Raw genomic sequence first — 15,575 nt, forward strand, 5'->3', positions numbered from 1 at the left:
GGCCTGCGCGGGATTCGGTAGAGTCCGTCGCATGGATTGCGCTTCCACCACGGGCCGGGGCTCCGCGCGCGCGCCCTTCGCCAGGACGGTCCCCCGCGCGGCGGCGTGCGGCGCCCTCCTCGGCGCGCTCCTCTTCGCGCCCGCGGCGGCAGCGCAGGCGCCCGGTCAGCCGCCCCCGCAAGGCCAGGGGCAGGGCGGCGGAGCTGCCCAGCCGCGGACCGGGTACCCGCAGCAAGGCTATCCGCAGCCGGGCTATCCGCAGCAAGGCTACCCGCAACAGGGCGCTCAGCAGGGGTATCCTCAGCAAGGTGCTCAGCAAGGATATCCTCAGCAAGGCTACCCGCAGCAAGGAGCCCAGCAGGGGTATCCTCAGCAAGGCTACCCGCAACAGGGCGCTCAGCAGGGGTATCCTCAACAGGGCTACCCGCAGCAAGGCTACCCGCAGCAAGGCGCTCAGCAGGGGTACCCCCAACAGGGATATCCTCAGCAGGGCGCTCAACAAGGGTATCCCCAGCAAGGCTATCCCCAGGGCGCTCAGCAGGGATATCCTCAGCAAGGCTATCCGCAGCAGGGCTACGGTCAGGCCTATGCGCTGCCGGAGGGACCGCCGCCGCCCCCCAAGCCGCCCGAGTCGGCCTGCTGCCGCTGGTCGGTCCGCTACAACGCCTTCGATCTGCTGCTCGGGAGGATGACCTTCGAGGGCGAGCTCGCCGTCGTCGGACCGCTCACCGTCGGCATCTCGCCGTCCTGGATCTGGGGCTCGCTACTGGATGAGCAGCTCGACACGACGGGCTTCGCGTTCGCGGCCGACGTCGGCGTCTATGTGGAAGGCAAGCCGCTGCAAGGGTTCTGGATCAAGGGGCGCCTCGGGTACGAGTCGTTCGAGGCGACCGTCACCTCAAGTTACTCGGGCATCGATCCGGGCGTGGGCGACGTGAGCAGCGTCATCCTCGGCGGCATGCTCGGGAGCACGAACGTGTTCGGCCGCGACGGCGGCTTCGCGATGTCCGGCGGGATCGGCCTCAGCGTCGCGCTGGCCGATCCGGTCCTGGTCGTCACCGGCACCGACGACGACGATCCGCGTTACAGAGAGGCTTTCCCGTTCTACAACAAGGCCGACAAGATCAAGCTCCTGGGCTCGCTCTCGCTCGGCGTCGTGTTCTGACGTGCGCACCGCTCGCCGCGGCGCCGCGCGCGGGCGCCGCCGCGGCCTCGCGACCGCCGGCGGGCCAGGCGCCGCGGGCGGCCCAGGTGTCGCCGGCCGCCTCCGGGCCTCGGGCAGGCGCCCTCTCCGCCGCCCCGCCCTGCCCGCCCCATCCTCCCCGCCCCCCAGAACTTGGCCCTGCGCCTTGCGCCGTGGGACGTCTGCACCATGCCCCCTCGCATCGCCCGCCGCCCCGGGCCGGCGCTGCTCCCTTTGCTCGCGGTGCTCGTGTCGATCGCGCTCGCTCGTCCCGCGCGCGCGTGGGTCGAGGTGCACGTCGCCGGAGACGACGTGCGGCTCGCGATCGACCGGGCCGGCGTCGCCAGGGTCGAGCACAAGGTCACGCTGAAGGTCTCGGGCGGGCCGCTCCGCGCGCTCGACATCCAGGGCGTCGATCCGGACGCCCAGCTCGATCCGGGCAGCTACGCCGTGCCCCTCAAGGCCGCGGAGGCGAGCTCGCTCGCGTCCGCGACGCCGGTCGCCCTCGAGCTGCTGCCGTCCGACGGCCGCCCGCGCGAGGACGGCTCGCGCCCCCTGCCGTCGCTGCGGGCCCGCATCGACGGCAAGGGCCTGAGCCGCGGGGTCTTCGTGCTCTTCTTCCGCTACCGCACCGACCTCATGCGGCGCGGGCTCATCGCGCAGGACGGCCCCAGCGCGCGCGTCTCGTGGGCCGGCCCCCTCTGGGACGACGGCTACGACGCCGCGCGGCTCATCGTCGAGCTCCCGGCGGCGCCCGACGCGCCGCGCGTCGACGAGGCGCGCGTCGACGAGGCGCCCGCCGGCGAGGGGTCGGCCGACGGCGCGCTCGCGCCGCCGGTGACGCTGTCGACGCTCCGCCGCTCGCTCGACACGGACGAGCTCGAGCTGCTCCGCCCGTACGCCCCGAAGGGCGATCCGCTCCGCTGGGTGATCCGCGCCGACGCGCGGGCGTTCCAGCCCGCGTCCGCCGCCGCGCCGCCGGCCGCCGACGCCCTCGGCCGCCTCGCGGACGCCGCGGCGGAGGGCCGCGATCGCGGCCGCACCCTGTATTTCGCCGCGGGCGCGCTCCTCTTCGCGCTCTACAGCGCCCTCGTCGCGCTCAAGGCGCGCGAGCACGAGCGCCTCGCGCGCGCCGCCGGCGTCGCGCCGCGGCCGCTCGTGCCGATCCCGCTCGCGCCGCGGGCCGCCCTCGCGGGGCTCGCGCTCGTCGCGGGCGTCGCCCTGCAGCTGCTCCTGAAGGACGGCACGGCCGGCGCCGCGCTCGTGGCCGCGGCGACCGCGCTCGCCGCGCACCGCACGCCCCACCCCGAGCGCGCCGGCGGGGCCCTGCGGCGCCCGGGCAAGTGGCTCCCCGTCGCCGAGGCCGAGGCGTTCCGCGAGCCGCCGCGGGTGCGCGGCGTCTACCTCGACGTCTCGACGCGCGCCGGCAAGGCGCTCTTCGCCGCGCTGCTCGCCGCGCTCGGCGCGGGCGTCTATGCCGCGCACGGCGCCTCGCCGTACCACGCCCACCTGCTCGCGCTCGACGCGACGGCGCTGCTCGCGATCTTCTGCACCGGCCGCCTCGCCGAGCTCCCCCCCGATCCGGCGGCGGCCCCGGTCGCCTTCCTGCGCGACGTCGCGCGGCGCGTGCGGCGCGCGCACGAGAAGCCCGCGAAGGCGGCGGGCCGCGGGAAGGCGGCGGCGGACGCGGAGCGCCGTGCATCGAAGGCGCCCGCGGACGCGGAGCGCCGTGCATCGAAGGCGCCCGCGGCGCCCGAGCTCCGCGTGGTCGGCCGCCTCCGCCTCCCGGAGGGCAGCCCCGACGCCGACGAGCTCCGGCTCGGCCTCGCGCCGCGCGCCGCGCTCCCCGGCTTCGTGTCGATCGAGGTCGGCGTCGTCTACGCGCCCGGCGCCGGCGGAGCCATCGCGTTGCCCGAGATCCTCCTGCGCGTCGCCCCGGGCTCGCCGTGCGAGCGCGCGGTCGAGCGGCTCGCGCGCAGCGCCCGGTCCTCGCGCGGCCGTCGCCCCACCGAGCGCGTGCTCGCCTTCACGCCGCGGCTGCCGACCGCGCGGATGACGGCGGCCATCGCCGCCGCGCTCGTCCGCGCCGTCTCCGCCGCCCCGCCCGCGGACAAGACGCCGACGAAGCCGCAGGGCGCCGGCGCGCGCTCCGCCGCGGCGCCGCGGAACGGGAAGAAGGCGGTCTCCGCCGCGGCGTAGCCGGATTCGCGAGAGACCCGCCCAGCGTCTGTACGCGCTGCTCGCGGCCTCGTCCACGTGCCGCCCATGGTCGTGGGCCAGCACTTCCGCACCAGCCAGGTTCGCTCGGCGATGACCGCCGCCATGCAACGAAGCAGGACGACGCCATGACGCAGGCGCTCTGCGCGCTGATGATCCTCCTCGGCCTGGTCACCCTCGGTGTGGCCGCGCTCGGCCTCCACGCCCTCCTGCGGCGCCGGTAGGGTCGCGGGGCGACGCTCGGCCTGCTCGCTGTGGCGGGCGGCGCCGCGTGTGGGGTGCTCCCCGTCGTGCTCGCGTCCGCCGCGACGTCGGGCAGCGCGGACCCGGCGCAGAAGGCGCGACTGCTGGCGGAGACCGTCTCGACGCTGCTGAACTGCGGCGCGGCGGGGCTCCTCGCTTTCCCGCTCGGGGGTGTCGTCGCGCTGGTGGGCCTGGTCGGCAGGCTGAGGTCGCGACGCTAGCACCGCGCGGTGGTGCGCGTGACCGATCCGTACGCGAGGGGCGCCCACGCGGCCCCGGGGGGGGTGGTGGCGACGAGTTCATGATCGTCCTCGGAAGCGCCGGGTAACGCGCCGAGGACCCATGCCCGGCCGACGAGGAGCTCCGCGCCAGGGACGCACGGCGCGCGCCGCCGCCTGGTCTCGCTCTCGCATCAGCTCCGGACGGAGGTGGACGATGTGCAGGATTGCTATACCGGTCGGGTTGCTCGGTTCGGGAGCGGTGCTCACCGGTTGCACGGTCGCAACGACGCCTGGTCAAGGCTCTTCCGAGACGGGAGAGGCGGGAGAGATCGAGGGTGTGCTGGAACCTTCGATGTGCGGCTACCAAGCGACATAGCGGAAGAGACCGTCATTCCGAGGATTGTTGCCGCTTTCGGCCTCGGCCTCATGTGCGCAGCGTTCTGAGCGGTTCGGTCGAGGCGCGAGAAGCGATGAATTCAACCCTGAGGTTCACGGGCATCGTAGTTTCCGGTGCGTGGCGCCTCTTCACCGCAATGAACTACGAGAGCGCAACGAACAATCCCCACGGAAACGTCTGGTTGCGCGGGCTGGTCGTCCTCGGGTTGGTCGTTGCTCCTTGCATCTTCGCCCGGTGTTGGCTGGCCGAAGGCCGCGCGCGGGAACGAGAAGTCACACGCAGGGCCACACATAAAGCAGGGAGACACGGCTCGCGCCGTGTCTCTGCGGTGGAGGCGCCGGGAATCGAACCCGGAGACGAATCTGCGGCCCGCATGCGCGGGCCGTCCCTTGCGATTTACTCAATGCCGGTATGTGGTGCCGTGATCTGTGACCGCGTGGTGGGGGTTGCTCCAGGTGGCCGCGCCCAGTCCGAGTGGTACTTCGCCGGGCCCTTGGGCGTGTCCTCCAGCGTCCATGTGGACTGGGCTGGCGGCAGTAGTCGCGTTCTCCCCGGAAGTCTGGTTGTGATGGTGACCACTGGACCTGTTTGGAGATTTAGGGCAAGGTCGAAATGAATAGGCTATTTATTGTTCTGTGCTTCGGGCTCGCAGCGTGCAATTACGATGTGGGAGAGTGCTGGGTCCGCGGTGAGGGGAAAAGGCGCCGGCGGTAGCATCATCACCCCGACAGGAGGGAATGGGGCCTTCGGGGATGTGCCGGCAAGGCCGCAAAACGCACCGGTGGGAAGCGGCCCCTCTGAGCCGATGGCAGGGTGCACCCCCGACTGCCTAGAGGCGTGCAAGGAGAAGTGTGACAAGATATGGGAACTCTGCCGTGACAACTGCCCAAGGGGCGACACGACCTGCCTAAAACAGTGTACTGATGAATATCGTCGATGCCTCAAAGACTGCGACAGGAGATGCAAGTGATGCTCGAGCTGACCTTTAAGCTGACCCCAGAAGAGGGCGAGCCGCGCGACATCGTGGTTCGCATCCACGAGCCGACCCGAAACCCTCCGGAAAAAAAGTGGCCTTGGGCTGTCACTGTTGACATCGATGGACGCCCATCTACTACATACGGGGTAGACCCTCTCGATGCGGTTGAAAACGGAGCCCAGCACGCCGCGATCGTGTTGCGCGGGGTCCATGGCGATGCGCTCGACCCGCCCATCGAGCCGCGGATGAAGGAGGGCCAATAATCGACTCACGTATGCGCCAAGCCTGCCCATCGTCGGGACCGAGACGTACTCGGCTTCAGCCCCCTGGGTGCTGCTCGAAGAGGGACGACTCGCTCGGCTGTAACGGCCAGCCTTTGGGGGTGCCCTGGATAGAGAAAGCTCTGGATCGCCGCAAGGAAAAGTGTGACGAGATTCATGATCGATGCCACGAAGGCTGCACCAAACATGACCGCACCCAAAGCTGTCGCAAGAAGTGTAACGACGAGTATGCCTCGTGCCTCATGGACTGTGACCGAAGATGGCTTCACGTGGTCCGCTGCCGTTGATGTGCTTGGATTCAAGCATGATGACAGTGTGCGCCTGAAACAGGTAGACTGGGCGGCTGCGATTGAAGATGCAGGGCGATTCATCAAGAAGATGGTGGCAGACAAGGTGGAGCTTGCGGGCGGAGGCACGCTCAACCCGCCTATTCTTCCTCCGGAAACATAGACCTTCGACTACGCGATGCGGCGCGGCGACCATGGGGCCGGCGGCATCCGCAGCCTCTGGAGAGTCTGCGGTAGGCTGCACGAGTGTGGCATCCCGCGTAAGGACATCGTTGTCGTCCGCAGCTCACCGGCGCCTCGTCAGCCGATGCCGATGATGAGCCAATCGCCGGGTCGCGGCTCCGGCCAGCGCCGCCTCACCGGAAGCGCGGGGGCGGCTGGCTCTCCGGGCGGCGCCGACGGAGGCTCCGCCGGCGGGATGGCGCTCCGCGTCCGCTCACGGGCACGGCGCGCAGCCGCCGCCGCAATCGACGCCGTCCTCACCGGCGTTCTTCACGCCGTCCGTGCACGAGGACTCCTGGCAAACCCCCGCCCAGCACACCCCGCTCTCGCAGCTCGCGTCCGTCCTGCAGCCCTGACCCGCCGCGCAGGACGGGCACGGCGTCGCCCCGCAGTCGATCCCGGTCTCCTCCCCGTTCTTCACGCCGTCGCCGCAGGTCGCCGGCGCGCAGCGCGCCGCGTCGCAGACGTTGCTCTTGCAATCGGCGCTCGATCGGCAGGCCTCGCCGACGATGCAGGGGCGGCAGAGACCTCCGCAGTCCCTCGCGGTCTCCCCGAGCGCGAGATCAGCGACATCGTTCACGCAATGGAACGGCACACACAGCACGTCAAGGCACGCGAGGCCATTGGGGCAGTCGTTCATGGTCACGTCGCCTGCGAAACAGGCGACGCACGCGCCCGCATGGCACATCCCCTCCCGGGACACCGGGCACGCCGCGGCTTCGAGCAGCGGGGCATTGACCGGTCCGCTCTCGCCGCAGCTGTCGTACGTGCACTGCTCGCCATCGTCGTAGACGTCGGACGGGTCGTCGAGCACGAGGAGCTCGCCCGCGGTCGTGCAATCCATCCGCCGGCAATCGCCCCGGCGCTGCGAGACGATAGGCCCGACGTGGATCTCCACGGTGCACTGCCCTTCCACGCACCGGCCGGCGCCGCACTCGCGGCTGGGCGGTCCGGGGCACTCCGCGTCGCTCTGGCAGCCTGTATCGACGCCGCCAACCCCCTCGCATCCCGTGGTTCCCGCGGCGCACTCCGAGCACGGCCTGCATGCCAGAGAGCACTTCGAGTCCCTCGCCTCGCTGGGAAGACAGCAGATGTGGTAGTCCGGATCTTGGCACTCGCACCGCTCGTCGATGCAGATCGTGCCGGGGATGTTCTGGTAGTCGCTGTGACAATGGGCGTCCTTGTCGCAGTAGCCCCCCAGCCAGGGCGGATCCCCATCCCCAGCGCACGAGCTCACGAGACACGCGCCGACCGCGACCACAGGCGCGGCGAGCACCACGGCACGAAGCAGGGTGTTCATCGATTCACGACCTCCGGGGATTCACAAAGACCAGGGAAGGGCACACGAGCCGTCACACGCAGCCGCTTCTATACAGGAGCGGAGTCCCCAACGCGCGTAAGAAATCGACAGAAGAACGCTCTTAAAGGCAGGAAACTCGAATCACGTTGTCGGAACGGGTCGAGATGCGCGCCTGATCATCAAATCGGCACGAGATCCCCCTCAACAAAGAAAAACTGATTCACGTCGTCGGAATGGGCAGAACGACGCATCGCCCGAAAATTTGGCCAAAACCGCCCTCGACGAGGGAAAACCGGCTTACGTCATCGGAATGTGTCGGAACGCGCGCTTGGCCAAGGGTGCCCGCAGGAGTACCAGTCGGCGCCGCAAGGCGGCAGCGGCCCGTCCTCCGTGAGCGGCGGCGCAGGGATCACGGGCGGCGATGACGGAGGCGCAGCCGGCGGCGATGACGGAGGCGCAGCCGGCGGCGATGACGGAGGCGCAGCCGGCGGCAGCGACGGAGCCGCAGCCGGCGGCGACGCCGCCTCAGGCGCGCGGATCGTCCTGCCGGGCTTCCCCGTCCGCTCGACGGCCCACGCCGGCTTCCGGCCCGGCGGGCGCTCGCTCTCGAGAGGCGGCTTATGTGCCGGCGGAGCGTCGGCCGGCCTCGGGACCAGCACGACGGGGCGCGGGAGGCGCGCTACGGCGGGCACACGCGGGGCCAGCAGCGAGGCCTGCTGACGCCAGGCGACGATCACCGCCGCCGCGAGGACCAGCACCCCCGCGAGCGCGAGCGCCCATCGGAGCGGCCCGCGGCGCGGCGACGTCGATCCCCCCACGCGCGCGGGGGGCGCCGGCGCTGGCTCCGGCTCCGGCGTCGCCTGCAGGGGAGCACCTCGCGGCGGCTCGGCCTCGTCCAGGGGAGACGGCGCACGTTGCCCCGCAGGGCGCAAGGGCACAGCCGGCGGCAAGCCCTCCGCGCCCGAGGGCAACGTCGGCGGACCGGACGGCGCCGGACCCGACAGCGCCGGACCGGACGGCGCCGGGACCCGCCGCAACCACGCCCCCCGCGACCCCAGCCGCACGCCGCGCAACGCCGGCCGCGCACCTCGCAACACCGGCCCCAGGCTCCGCGGCGCAGGCCTCGCCGCCAGCGACGCGAGCCCCCTCCCCTGCGGCGCCGGCCGCTCGCGCCGCGCCTCGAGGACCTCGCCCGGATCCTGCTCGCCGCGCCAGCGACACCAGCTCTCGAGCGCCGCGTGGAGCGCCGCGATGAGCTCCTCCATGTCGCGGTAGCGCGCGTCGGGGTGCCGCTCGGTCGCCCTCCTGACGACGCCCGCGACCAGCGGCGGCAGCGGCACGAACGTCTCGATCGGCAGCGGCGTGTTGTGCAGCACGCAGCGGACGAGCTCCTCCGGCGCCCGCTCCGCGAACGGCTGGCGCAGCCCGAGCAGCTCGTAGAGCAGCAGGCCCAGCGCGTAGACGTCCGTCCGCTCGTCCAGCGCCGCGGGCGCCGCGAGCTGCTCGGGCGCCCGGTACGCCGCCGCCTTCGCCGCGCCAGCCGCGTCGAGGCCGAAGAGCTGCGCGACGCCCAGCCCGGCGAGCTGGAACGATCCGTCGCCGAGCAGGACCACGGCCTCCGGGCAGAGATCGCCGTGGAAGACCCCCGACGTGTGCGCGACCCGCAGGACCTCCGCGACCTCGGCGACCTGCGTGATCGCCCACGGCGGCGCGAGCCGCCTTGGCTCCTCCTCGAGGAGCACCCGCAGCGACGCGCCCTGGCAGCGCGCCACCGCCAGCCAGCAGAACCCGTCGCCGAGGCCACCGCCGAGCACCGCCGGGACCTCCTCCATGCGCCCGCTCACGGCGCGCAGCCGCCCGAGCCGCTCGAGGAACCCGTCCGGCACCCCCTCGCGCACGTAGAGCAGCGCGCCTCGACCCTCGCGGTCGACCGCGGCGTAGACGTCCGCGTAGCCGCGGTCCTCCAGCCGCTCGACGATCCGGTAGCCGAGGCCGGCGCCGTCTACCACGTCGCCTCCAGGCGGAGCCGTGCCCCTGACGCGGTCGCCTCCAGGCCAAGCCGCGCCCCCGCCGCCGTCGGCTTCAGGCGGAGCCGCGCCCCCGGCGCCGCCGTCCCGGGGCCGTCGCTCCTCGGAAACAAGGCATACACCAGCGTCCCGCCGGCCACGAGCGCGCCCGCGGCCAGCGCGAGCGCCGCGCGCTCCTCGGCGCGCTCCATCGCCATGTAGGCGCCCTGCGCGCGCTGCAGCTCCGCCCCGGCGATCCGGTAGCCGCCGTGGTTCCGCTCGAGCAACCCGTCGAACTCGCGCTCGTTCTCGCCCGCCTCATCGAGGAACACCGCGCCGAGCACGACGCACGCGGCGGACGCGACGCCGCCGAGCGCGAGCAGCCCCGCCGCCGGCCCCGACCCCGCCGGCGCGGCGAGATCCAGGACGACGAGGCGCGCCTCGCCCGCGCGCACCTCCACCGAGACCTCCCTCGCCGCCTCGCCGAGCGCCACCCGCACACGGTGCGCGCCGGGCGCGACGAACACCTCGCGCCCGAGCGGCGCCCGCCCGAGCGGCCGGCCCCCGATCGAGAGCTCGGCCCCGCGCGGCGCGGCGAAGGTGAGCGCTCCGACCGCCTGCCTCGCCCGCGCCAGATCCAGCGTGCGGCTCGCGTGCCGCGCGCGCGCGTCGGCGTCCGTGGGCGCCGGCGCCCGCTCCCGCGCCAGGCACGCTGTGAGGAACTCGGCCGCTCTCGGCATGTCCGCGATGCGGAGCGAGAGCTGCCCGACATTGCACGCAGCCTGCTCCGACCGCTCGAGCTGCCAGATCTGGAGCCAGAGATCCCGCGCCTCCGCGAGCAGGCCGCTCGCCACCGCGCTGTCGGCCGAACGTCGGAGTCGCTCCGCCGGGCCGCCCGCGGCGTCGGCGCGGCCCGCGCTGGGCAGGAGAACCAGCGCCACCGCGATCCACGCCCGAACGAGAGCCCGCGAGACCGCCGTGTTCACGAGGCAGCACATACCAGAAGAGACCACACCCAGGGAAGCGTGTGGGATGTTGTGGATTGACCAGGAGAAGCGAGAAATCAGCCTGTGTCGACGGAATGCTCAAGGTTTTCCCGATTACCACTCTTGCGGTCAGAGCGCCCCGCTCGCCGCCGCCCGGCGCAGGACCCGGCTCCATGTGCGACGACGTCGCGCAAGACCACAGGACACCGCGCTCGCACGCGCCTGCACACCCGCTTGATGACAACCAGCGATGCCAGCGACGCGCGCGATGGGCGTGATCTGCGTGATGTGTGTGATGTCAGAATTGCGCGCGATGTGCGTGATGTCAGCAATGCGCGCGATGCTAGCGACACGACTGGCACCTCGCCGCGGCCTGGACGGCGCGCGCGCGCGCGCGCGCCGCTGACCCGAGACCCGAGACCCGAGACCCGAGACACCCGAAACCCGAGACCAGCCCCGACCGGCCAAGAAAACTCATCTGGCTCCGCGCGATCGTATGGCAGGACGATACGTGATCATGATAGCCTCGAGCTGATCGTCCTTATCGGACGTGTCAACACCGAAACGGATCGAATCGTGCATGGGCCGACGCACTCGCTGCCTCTTTTCTGCGCGGGCGCTGGGCGGCCAGTCGACGTTCACGACCCTGTCTCGGCACCGCGGTCACCTCCTGAGTCCGGTCACACGGCAACTTTACACGCCGCTGACCGCTGGAGAGCGCGGTGCCGGTCTCATCGCCTCTCTTGATGTCAGCCGTCCTCCGACAGGCCACCAACAGCCCGGGAGCGTTCATGGCAAGAAGACCCGTCCTCCGTAGATCCTCGTCTGCATCGCTGTCCGCGTGCGCCGCGGCGTGCGTCTGGCTCGCCTCGGCCGGCGCGGCGGCGGCGTACCGCTTCGACGCCTCCGAGGCGGCGTTCGACGCGACGTACGCGGCGACGCCCATCGATCTCACCGGCGTCGTGGTCGACGAGGCGGGCTCGCCGATCGCGGGGGCGGAGGTGACGGCCATCGGCTGGGGGAGCGGCGCGCTCAACGACGGCGAGATCGCGTTCACCGACGCGGAGGGCGCGTTCACGCTGGCGTCGCTCGCGCGGCGCTCGGTCCTCCTGCGCGTCGAGGTGGACGGCTACTACAGCGAGATCGTCCCCGCCGATCTGCACCGGCCGCTCGCCGAGCCGCGCGCCGACGCGGGGTCGATCGTGCTCACCGCGCAGCGCCTCGGCCGCGCGCGGATCCTCGTCGGCGGCGACACGATGTTCGGGCGGCGGTTCGTCGACGGCGACGAGGACGGCGTCGAGGGCGAGGACGGCGACCTGATCCGCCCCGCGACGCGCGAGGCGGACGCGAGCGCCGTCCTCACCTTCCTGCGCGATGTCCTGTCCTCGGCCGACTACACCCAGGTCAACCTGGAGTGCCCGGTCACGGACACCCCGACCACGGCACACCCGTACAAGTCCTATACGTTCTTCTCCTACCCGGAGACGGTCAGGGCGCTCGCGCTCGCCGGCGTGGACGGGGTGAGCCTCGGCAACAACCACATGTACGACTACATGGAAGACGGCGTCTCCGACACGCTCGTCCACGTGCCGAGCGCCGGCCTCGACTGGTTCGGCGCCGGCCTCGACGAGACCATGGCGAAGGGCACGGTGCTCTACCGGACGATCCGCGGCGTCGACGTGGCCTTCCAGGGGTTCAACCAGATCGTGAACGACGGGTCGACGCTGCCGGAATACACGCTCACCGCCTCCGACGGGCCCCCGCCGAAGGCGGGCGCGCTCGCGCTCACCGCGGGGGGGATCAGCGACTTCATGACGGAGGACGCGATCGGGCGCTTCGCGATCCCGGTGCTGCACGGGGGCAGCGAGTACTCCGACTATCCGACGTCCGGCATGCGGCGGCGGTTCGCCCAGCTCGTCCAGCTGGGCGCGGGCGTGGTCGTGGCGCACCACCCGCACACGATCCACGGCGTCGGGCTCTACGACGCCGGCGCCGGGCCGCGCTTCATCTTCATGTCGCTCGGCAACATGGTCTTCGATCAGGACGTCTTCGAGACCTACCAGTCGTACGTCGCCGTGCTCGACATCGACGAGGCGGCGGACGGCACCCGCGCGGTGCACCGCGTGCAGCTCATCCCGTTCCAGAACGAGGGCTACGTCCCGAAGCTCGTGAGCGGGGCCTGGCTGGCCCGGACCGGCAGGCACATCGGGCACCTCTCGACGACGCTGCCGGCGGCGGGCGCGGCCGGCGAGGCCGCGGACGGCCTCACCGGGGCGGTCGTGTTCCCGAGCGGCCCGCGGGTCGCCGCGGTGAGCGCCGCCGCGCAGTACAAGACGAGCGACCGCGCGGAGACGCGGACCGCGCCGCTCGCGAACCGGAGCACGGGGGCGCTCGCGCACGTGCGCTCGAGCGCCGCGGACTCGCTCGCCGGCATCAAGACGAGCGCCGCCGCGAGCTGCGATTACGGCCGGGAGATCATGCTCTACGGCGACTTCGAGGACAACGACGTCGACGACGTGTTCCACGAAGGCTCGATGTGGTCCCTGAGCGAGTTCCGCACGGTCCAGAACAGCGTGGTCCGCAGCGGGACCGGCGCGATGGTGTTCCTGCGCAAGTCGACCAGCACCTCGGACGTGTCGACCTACATGAACAACCGCATCAAGTTCGAGCCCGGCCGCAAGCTGACCCTGAGCGGCTACCTGAAGGGCGACAACGCCGGGCAGCACCGCGTCCAGGTCTACTGGTACACGAGCGGCGGGACGAGCCTGTCGAACACCACGGTGGTGACGCGCGCGGCCGGCACGTACGGCTGGGAGCGGTTCACCGCCGACCTCACCCCGCCGTCGAACGCGGGCTCCGTGCGGGTGTACTTCCGGGCCGCTCCGCCCGCGAGCGGCGAGGCCACGACGTACCTCGACGACGTGTCGCTGATCGAGTGGGAGGGCACGGTCGCCGACGCCTCCGCGGGCCTCGCGCTCGCGACGCCGAACGACTGGAGCTTCGTGCGGTGCACCGCCGCGAGCTCGACCCTCGCGAGCCTCGGCGTGACGACGACGCACCGGACCTACTCGCTGGCTCCGGCGACGCCCTGAGCGCCTCCCCCGCCGGCCCGCGGATCGGCGCCGGTCCGCGGGCCGGCGCGGGCTGGTCGACGACGCGCCGGTCCGGTACCATCGCGTGAGGGCGTAGCGCGCGCAGCGCGCCGCCCCTCGACACGACACCTCGACGGCGCCCGCGCGCCACGGACTCGCCCCCATGAGACGACCGCGGCACCCATCCCACCTCGCGACCGCGCTGGCCCTCTCCGCGATGGCGGCCGGCTGCGGCGACGATCAAAGGGGCGGCGACCTCGTGTGGCCGATCGGGGGGACGGACGAGATCCAGCCGATGTCGTCGAGCTTCGGCCCGCGCCTCCAGACCTCGCGCGACGGCGTCTACGACTTCCACCGCGGCATCGACATCCCCACCGTGATGGGGACCCCGGTGCACGCGGTCGCCGCAGGGAAGGTGATCCGCGCGGGGCGCTACGACGACTTCGACGACGTCGTGGTGCAGATCGAGCACTGCGACGAAAGGGAAGCGTGCGTCTACAGCACCTACGTCCACCTCACCATGCCGCTCGTCGAGGTGGGCGAGCAGGTCGGGCGCGGCCAGCACATCGCCTATACCGGGCTCGCCGCGACGAGCCTGTTCCCCCACCTGCACTTCGAGATGCGGGAAGGGGGCACCATGAAAGAGTATTGCGTGCACCCGCTCCGCTTCCTGCCGACGCCGCCCGGCCTCCCCCCGGCCATCGCCCTCCGGCGCACCGACGACGGCGCCACGTCGAGCCCCTCGGTCGAGGTCGAGGCCACCCTGCCCGGCGTGGCGCCGGGCCTCGTCGAGGTCGCGGTCTCCACGTCGGACCGCTCGACCGGGGAGATCATCGAGGAGCGCGTGTTCGACTACGACGCGTGGAACCGCGAGTACTCGTCGGACGAGCACGACGCCAGCACCATCGACGACCAGAGTCGGGCCGGCATCCGGATCGAGCCGGCGAAGTTCAACGCGCAGTCCTCGACGTACGTGATCCTGTTCCGCTTCGTCGACATGGACGGGCCGGCGTCGGCGGACGACCTCGAGATCACGGCGCGGGCGCGCGACGTGAACGGGCACGTGGTCGAGGCGCGCTTGCCCTGAGGGCCGCCCCGGGCGCGGCGGGCAGGACGCGCGTCACGCGTCGACGACGAGCGCCCCCGTGTCCGCGGTCACGGCGCGCGTCACGCCTCGCCGACGAGCGCCCCCGTGTCCGCGGTCACGGCGCGCGTCACGCCTCGCCGACGAGCGCCGCCATGTCCGCGGGCAGCGGCGAGGTCACCACGAACGCGGGCACCACGTCGCTGCCACCCCACCCGATGTAGTGCGCGTGCAGGGCGTGGCGGGCCAGCCCCTCGACCTGAGGCCCGCCGTAGAGCACGTCGCCGGCGAGCGGGTGGCCCACCGACGCGAAGTGCGCCCGGATCTGGTGCCGCAAGGCCCGGGGGGCGCGCGCCTCGACGAGCTCCCAGAGCCCCGCCTGCCGCACGCGCTTGTACATGGTCGCCGCCGGCCGCGGCGCGTACCGCGCCACGTCGCGCGGGTGGATGCACGGGTAGACCCGCTTCTTGTCCTTCGGGTGCGGCGCGAGCGGCACCTCAATCGAGCCCATCTCGGGGAGATCGCCGATCTGGCAGATCAGCAGGTAACGCTTGTCGAGCCGCCCCTCCTTCAGCCCGGCGCCCAGCGCCGCGAACGCCGCCGCCGTGCGCGCGGCCAGCACGAGGCCGCTCGTGTCGGTGTCCAGCCGGTGGCACAGCCCGGGCTCGCGCGGCGAGAACCCGATGTGCGCCATCTCGGGGTAACGGGCCACGAGCGCGTTCGCGAGCGTCCCGCGCTCGCCCGGATCGAGCGGCGCCGTCGGCATCCCGGCGGGCTTGTTCACCACGACGAGGTCGTCGCGCTCGAGCACCACCGAGAGCGGCACGTCGGGATCCGGCGTCGCCGCCCCGGACGCCTGGGCGGGATCGACGTCGACCTCCAGCACCTCGCCGGCCGCCGCCACGTCGCCCTTCGCCGCGCGCCGGCCGGCGCCGCTCTTGCCGGCGCCGTGCACCCGCACGCGCCCCTCGGAGAACAGCCGCTTCGCGCCCGCCCGCCCGAGGCCGGGCAAGAGCTGCACGAGCAGCTTGTCGAGGCGTGTCCCTGCATCCAGCTCGGTGATCGTGATCTTCATGGTTC

The 15,575-nt window shown here is 72.2% G+C and carries 11 protein-coding genes; 7 read left to right on the forward strand and 4 right to left on the reverse strand.

The window, feature by feature from the left end; all coding sequences use genetic code 11:
• Nucleotides 1-31 precede the first annotated feature (31 nt).
• The 5 genes from WMF43_RS36190 (at nucleotide 32) to WMF43_RS36210 (ending at nucleotide 5,968) form a co-directional block, all read left to right on the forward strand.
• Nucleotides 32-1,165, forward strand: coding sequence for a hypothetical protein (locus WMF43_RS36190; RefSeq protein WP_437671787.1), 1,134 nt, complete (start codon nucleotides 32-34; stop codon nucleotides 1,163-1,165).
• 207 nt (nucleotides 1,166-1,372) lie between these two features.
• Nucleotides 1,373-3,382, forward strand: a complete 2,010-nt coding sequence (locus tag WMF43_RS36195) for a hypothetical protein (protein ID WP_437671789.1) — start codon at nucleotides 1,373-1,375, stop codon at nucleotides 3,380-3,382.
• 296 nt (nucleotides 3,383-3,678) lie between these two features.
• Nucleotides 3,679-3,864, forward strand: a complete 186-nt coding sequence (locus WMF43_RS36200; RefSeq protein ID WP_437671790.1) for a hypothetical protein — start codon at nucleotides 3,679-3,681, stop codon at nucleotides 3,862-3,864.
• A gap of 1,366 nt (nucleotides 3,865-5,230) precedes the next feature.
• Nucleotides 5,231-5,500, forward strand: coding sequence for a hypothetical protein (locus WMF43_RS36205; protein ID WP_437684157.1), 270 nt, complete (start codon nucleotides 5,231-5,233; stop codon nucleotides 5,498-5,500).
• Nucleotides 5,501-5,674: 174 nt separating this feature from the next.
• Nucleotides 5,675-5,968, forward strand: a complete 294-nt coding sequence (locus WMF43_RS36210) for a hypothetical protein (protein WP_437671791.1) — start codon at nucleotides 5,675-5,677, stop codon at nucleotides 5,966-5,968.
• Between the two features lie 273 nt (nucleotides 5,969-6,241).
• On the opposite strand, the gene WMF43_RS36215 is transcribed toward WMF43_RS36210, so the two are convergent.
• From WMF43_RS36215 to WMF43_RS36225, 3 genes are all read right to left on the reverse strand, one after another.
• Nucleotides 6,242-7,327, reverse strand: coding sequence for a hypothetical protein (locus tag WMF43_RS36215; RefSeq protein WP_437671793.1), 1,086 nt, complete (start codon nucleotides 7,325-7,327; stop codon nucleotides 6,242-6,244).
• 302 nt (nucleotides 7,328-7,629) lie between these two features.
• Nucleotides 7,630-9,336 (reverse strand): serine/threonine protein kinase, encoded by a 1,707-nt coding sequence (locus tag WMF43_RS36220; protein WP_437671795.1) that lies wholly within the window; start codon nucleotides 9,334-9,336, stop codon nucleotides 7,630-7,632.
• On the reverse strand, nucleotides 9,330-10,274 hold the full coding sequence (locus tag WMF43_RS36225) for a hypothetical protein (RefSeq protein ID WP_437671797.1): 945 nt from the start codon (nucleotides 10,272-10,274) through the stop codon (nucleotides 9,330-9,332). The genes WMF43_RS36220 and WMF43_RS36225 overlap by 7 nt, the downstream gene beginning before the upstream one ends.
• Nucleotides 10,275-11,110: 836 nt before the next feature.
• Between WMF43_RS36225 and WMF43_RS36230 the strand changes: the two genes are divergently transcribed.
• Nucleotides 11,111-13,411 carry a CapA family protein gene (locus tag WMF43_RS36230; RefSeq protein WP_437671799.1) on the forward strand — a complete coding sequence of 767 codons (2,301 nt, stop codon included), beginning with the start codon at nucleotides 11,111-11,113 and terminating at the stop codon, nucleotides 13,409-13,411.
• Between the two features lie 163 nt (nucleotides 13,412-13,574).
• Nucleotides 13,575-14,498, forward strand: coding sequence for a M23 family metallopeptidase (locus WMF43_RS36235; RefSeq protein ID WP_437671801.1), 924 nt, complete (start codon nucleotides 13,575-13,577; stop codon nucleotides 14,496-14,498).
• A gap of 127 nt (nucleotides 14,499-14,625) precedes the next feature.
• On the opposite strand, the gene WMF43_RS36240 is transcribed toward WMF43_RS36235, so the two are convergent.
• A complete protein-coding gene (locus tag WMF43_RS36240; protein WP_437671802.1) occupies nucleotides 14,626-15,570 on the reverse strand; it encodes an RluA family pseudouridine synthase in 945 nt (314 codons plus the stop codon).
• Nucleotides 15,571-15,575 lie beyond the last annotated feature (5 nt).

Origin of the sequence: Sorangium sp. So ce131 (assembly GCF_051519095.1) — a bacterium.
Classification (GTDB): Bacteria; Myxococcota_A; Polyangia; order Polyangiales; family Polyangiaceae; genus Sorangium.

Coding starts and splice junctions, on each gene's coding strand:
- WMF43_RS36190 (WP_437671787.1), top strand. CDS start 32: ATGGATTGCGCTTCCACCACGGGCCGGGGCTCCGCGCGCGCGCCCTTC.
- WMF43_RS36195 (WP_437671789.1), top strand. CDS start 1,373: ATGCCCCCTCGCATCGCCCGCCGCCCCGGGCCGGCGCTGCTCCCTTTG.
- WMF43_RS36205 (WP_437684157.1), top strand. CDS start 5,231: ATGCTCGAGCTGACCTTTAAGCTGACCCCAGAAGAGGGCGAGCCGCGC.
- WMF43_RS36210 (WP_437671791.1), top strand. CDS start 5,675: ATGATCGATGCCACGAAGGCTGCACCAAACATGACCGCACCCAAAGCT.
- WMF43_RS36215 (WP_437671793.1), bottom strand. CDS start 7,327: ATGAACACCCTGCTTCGTGCCGTGGTGCTCGCCGCGCCTGTGGTCGCG.
- WMF43_RS36230 (WP_437671799.1), top strand. CDS start 11,111: ATGGCAAGAAGACCCGTCCTCCGTAGATCCTCGTCTGCATCGCTGTCC.
- WMF43_RS36235 (WP_437671801.1), top strand. CDS start 13,575: ATGAGACGACCGCGGCACCCATCCCACCTCGCGACCGCGCTGGCCCTC.
- WMF43_RS36240 (WP_437671802.1), bottom strand. CDS start 15,570: ATGAAGATCACGATCACCGAGCTGGATGCAGGGACACGCCTCGACAAG.